This window comes from Candidatus Polarisedimenticolia bacterium, from assembly GCA_036001465.1.
Classification (GTDB): Bacteria; Acidobacteriota; Polarisedimenticolia; order Gp22-AA2; family Gp22-AA2; genus Gp22-AA3.
In genome coordinates this window covers 1-4,079 of sequence record DASYUH010000009.1, presented here as the reverse complement: position 1 = coordinate 4,079, position 4,079 = coordinate 1, and the positions used below count along the sequence as shown (strand labels likewise).

3 protein-coding genes are annotated in these 4,079 nt (G+C 69.6%); 2 read left to right on the top strand and 1 reads right to left on the bottom strand.

What is annotated here, in order from left to right:
• Positions 1 to 268, top strand: a 268-nt coding sequence (locus VGV60_01780) for a sigma factor-like helix-turn-helix DNA-binding protein (GenBank protein ID HEV8699983.1), incomplete at its 5' end; no start/stop codon positions are given.
• The gene (locus VGV60_01775) at positions 265 to 1,080 is read left to right on the top strand and encodes an anti-sigma factor (protein HEV8699982.1); all 816 of its coding nucleotides are present in this window, start codon (positions 265 to 267) and stop codon (positions 1,078 to 1,080) included. The genes VGV60_01780 and VGV60_01775, both read left to right, overlap by 4 nt.
• Before the next feature lie 29 nt (positions 1,081 to 1,109).
• Here VGV60_01775 and VGV60_01770 read toward each other — a convergent pair.
• A partial coding sequence (locus VGV60_01770; protein ID HEV8699981.1) for a hypothetical protein occupies positions 1,110 to 4,079 on the bottom strand: 2,970 nt, incomplete at its 5' end.

Genomic DNA, 4,079 nt, shown 5'->3' with positions numbered 1-4,079 from the left:
CCCCGCGGCACAGGCGGCCGCCGACGCGGGCCCCTACCTCGACATGGCGGCGTCGGAGCAGAAGGCGAAGATCCGGCGCGCCCTGGCGGGGCTGTCGGCGGCCGAGAGGCGGGCGGTCGAGCTGTCGTTCTTCGACGGCCTCAGCCACGGCGAGATAGCGAAGACGCTCCAGGAGCCGCTCGGCACGGTGAAGAGCCGGATCCGGCAGGGCCTTCTCAGGCTGCGCGACGCCCTGGGCGACGAGTACGGAAGGATGGAGACGGCATGAGCTGCGAGACGCGCAGAGATCTACTTATGCTGTACGCCGCCGAGGCGCTCGATCCCGCCGAGCGCGAGCCGATCCGGGCCCACCTCGCCACCGGCTGCCCGCGCTGCGCCGGCGCGCTCGCCGAGGCCGAAGCGACCCTCGGTCACCTGCCGCTCGCCCTCGACCCCGTGGCCCCAAACCCGGAGACGCGCGCCGCCCTGATGCGCCGGGTCACCGCCCTGCCCCGCACGGATCCGCGCACCGCTCCAGCCGGCCGATCGGCCGCCGCCGTCCGGGCCGGCGCCTGGGTGCGCCCGGCCCTGGCCGCGGCCGCAGCCGTGCTCGTCACCGTCGCGGCGCTCAGCATCCCGGGGCAGCGCGCGCGCCAGGCGCTGCTCGCCCGCCTCGACGCTCAGGACCGCGAGATCGTCCGCCTGCGCGAGGCGGTGCACGACGCCGCCGAGACCGTGCGCGTCCTGCGCTCCCCCGCCGTCCGCATCGTCGCCCTGTCCGGAACGCAGTCCCAGCCGCAGGCCACCGCGCGCATCTTCTGGGACCAGTCGCGCCGGACCTGGCACTTCTACGCCGCCGACCTGCGCCAGCCCGGCCCCGGCCGAACCTATCAGCTGTGGTTCATCACCCCGGCGCAGGAGAAGATCTCCGCCGGCACGTTCGACGTCGACCCGCAGGGCGAGGCGGCCCTCGAGGTCACCATCCCGCCCGGCCTCGAGGCGGTCGCCGTCGCCGCCGTCACCGACGAGCCGGCCGGCGGTTCCCCGCAGCCGACCGGTTCGATCCACCTCGCGGGCTCGGTCGCCCGGCCGTCGTCGTAAGGGAACGGTAGCCGGAACACCCGGCGCATTCAGGGACAGGTGCGGCCCGATCGTGGGGTGCCGTCCGAGGATGAACCGAGAGATCCCTGTCCCCCCGGGCATCCGTTCTCTGCGCGAACGAGATAGTAGAAGACCAGCCCGTCGGGCGGCAGCATCGGGTCCAGGGCGCTCGTCTGTGACGTGTCGGTGGCGGCGCAGACAGCGGGCCCCACGAAGTCTGCGGGATTGGAGCTTCTGAGAACATCGTACGACACGGTCGTCGCCCCGCCCAGTGCCGGAGGGATCCAGCCGAGCGCAACTTCATCCGAGAGGACGAAGCCGCCGACCTCGGGCGGGGGGGCCCAGGTGCCGGCGTTGGCGTCGTCGCAGTCTCCGCCGACCAGGACGAATCCCGCGGGCGGGCTGCACGTCCGGATCGCCACGGCGTCGTCCCCGTGACCATCCGCATCGAGATCCTGGAAATAGGTCCTGGGTATGCACCCGCAGTAGGCGTATCCCGTCCCGCTTGACCTGAATGAACCGAACGTTCCTCCCCATATCAGCACCAGGCTGTCGGTCCAGGCGCCGCCGGCGAAATAGCGAGGGGATGGGGCCTGGGTCGTCGTCATGGCCGTCCAGGTGTCGCCCGTCGGGTCGTAGCGCCCACCGGTGTTGGTGTAGCTCGAGGTGGATAATTCTCCTCCCCAGACGATCATCTCCGAACCGGTCCAGAGGGTCACGTGGAAGGAACGCGGGGCGGGGGGGTTGGCGGCCAACATGGGACTCCACGAGTCGTTCACCGGATCGTAGCGAGCGCCATCGTTGAAGTACGTGAGCCCGAAATTCCCTGCCCAGACCACCATCCGGCTGCCGGTCCACACTGCCGAGTGGGATCTCCGGGGCGACGGAGCATTGATCAAGGACGTCGGAGTCCATTTATCCGTCACCGGATCGTATCGGCCTCCTGAGGTATCGCCACCGCCCCAGATGACCATCCTGCTCCCCGTCCATACGGCGGAGTGTCCGACCCGCGGAGACGGCGCGTCCACAGTCGAGGTCGGGAGCCAGATGTTCGTCGCTGGATCGTAGCGCCCGCCCGTGTTGAATTGACCCGCGGCGGTGCTTCCTCCCCAGATCACCATCTGGCTGCCGGTCCAGATGGCGGTGGCCCCGCCCCGCGGAGCGGGGGCGTCGACGAGTGACGTGGACAGCCACGTGTCGCCCACGGGATCGTATCGGCCACCGGAGTTGACGGGATTATTGTTCGACGATCCTCCCCACACGATCATCTGATTCCCCGTCCACGCGACCTGATGACCCGCACGTGCTGCAGGCGCCCCCGACAGGGCCGTCGGCTCCCACGTGTCGGTTGCGGGGTCGTAGCGACCACCTGTACCTTGGTCCCCGTTGATACCTCCCCTTGCTAACGAGCCGCCCCAGATCACCATGCGGCTGCCGGTCCAGATCGCGGAGTGGGCGTGTCGTGGAGTCGGGATGTTTTCTGTCGACGTCGGCGTCCAGGCATCGAACGCCGGGTCATATCGCCCCCCCGTGTTGAACGACGAGCCGTTCGTGCTCGAGCCACCCCCCCACACGATCATCAAGCCGCCCGTCCAGACGGCCGTCTGGGACGTGCGACCGGTCGGGGCGTTCGTCAGCGAAAGAGGGGACCAGCTGTCCGACGCCGGATCGTAGCGGCCGCCCGTGTTGAGCGAACTCCCGCCCCACACGATCATCTCCTTGCCGGTCCAGACTGCCGAGTGATCGGAACGGGCGGCGGGAGGATTCTGTCCTTGCATCGCGGTCCACTGGTCGAGGACAGGGTCGTAGCTGGCCCCGGTGTTCGTGACCCCCGAGGCGGTTCTTCCGCCCCACACAATCATTCGTGTCCCCGTCCAGACGGCCGTATGGTCGGTCCGGGCGTCGGGAGCGCCGGCCAGCGACGTGGGTAACCAGGCGTTGCCGACCGGATCGTAGCGGCCGCCCGTGTTGATGAGAGGATTGAAATGATCTCCTCCCCACACCACCATGCGGTCGCCGGTCCAAACGGCCGAGTGCCCAAATCGCGCCTCAGGCGCGTTCGTCGGCGATATCTCGGACCATGTATTGTTCGCCGGATCGTAGGCTCCTCCCGTGTTCGTGGGGACCGTGGTGGCGCCGCCCCAGACGAGCATGCGGGTCCCCGTCCAGACAGCTGTCGGGAAGTTGCGCGCGGGCGGCGCGCCGGAGATCGCGATAGGAGTCCAGGTGTCGGTCTGCGGATCGTAGCGGCCCCCGGTGCCGAGTGCTCCGTGATTGTTGCCGCCCCAGATCAACATGTGAGTGCCTGACCACACCGCCGCGTGGTTCGAGCGCGCCTGCGGGACGTCCACCAGCGAAGTCGGCAGCCAGGTATCGGTGACCGGGTCGTATCGGCCACCGGTATCGACATATTCGCGCGCGATGTCCCATCCGCCCCAGACGATCATCAGGCTGCCCGTCCATACCGCCGTGAACTCTTGCCGGCCGTCCGGGGCCATGAGAGCCGGGAATGTGTCCCACGTATCCAGGGCGCATTCGGAGCCGCTGACGGTTGCGACCTCTTCACGGCCCGTCGCAACCGTCCGCGTGGCGACCTCGTCCAGCCCCGGGGCGACCCGGCCCCACCACTCATCCCAGGTCTGCTTCGCCACGAAGTACGAGGCGATTTCCAATTCATCCTGCCACCGCGCGAGGGGGACGTGGACCCAGAACCCCTCGTCAGTCTCCTGGACAGAGCCGGGAACGCCCGGCGTCGCGGGAAGCGCCGAGTCCCACCGGGCGAATTCTTCCGGCGCCAGGGGCCGTGTGTCCGGCTCCCCGGAGGCGCCGGACTGCGGCTCCCGCATGGTTCCGGCTTTGCCGGCTTCCCCGCCGGCCTGCCGTCGCAGGCGGGCGACCGAGCGCCCGGCCCAGTCCTCGCGCGCATCGAGGGATCCATCGATCAGGTGCGCGCGGAGATCCTCGATCGCCCGGCGCTCCTGGGCATGGATGACCTGGTC